1 protein-coding gene is annotated in these 263 nt (G+C 61.2%); it reads left to right on the top strand.

All coding sequences use genetic code 11. The features are described 5' to 3' along the window. Positions 1-263 (top strand): dCTP deaminase (locus FEI13_RS18940; protein ID WP_138183027.1); only part of this gene is annotated, 263 nt, incomplete at both ends.

The following is a 263-nucleotide window of genomic DNA, read 5'->3' as shown; positions in this document are numbered from 1 at the left end:
ACCATCTGCCTGGGCAAAAGCACCTATGCGCGCTGCGGCATCATCGTCAACGTCACACCGTTCGAGCCCGAGTGGGAAGGCTACGTGACGCTGGAGTTTTCCAACACCACGCCACTGCCTGCGCGCATCTATGCGGGCGAGGGCTGCGCCCAGGTGCTGTTCTTTGAAAGCGATAAGGACGACGTCTGCGAGGTCAGCTACAAGGACCGCGGCGTCAAATACCAAGGCCAGGTGGGCGTGACCTTGGTATTTGCCGCCGCGGT

It is taken from the genome of Halomonas urmiana, assembly GCF_005780185.1.
Lineage (GTDB): Bacteria > Pseudomonadota > Gammaproteobacteria > Pseudomonadales > Halomonadaceae > Halomonas > Halomonas urmiana.
The sequence above is the reverse complement of the archived record's forward strand: the minus strand, read 5'-3'. Positions and strand labels throughout refer to the sequence as shown.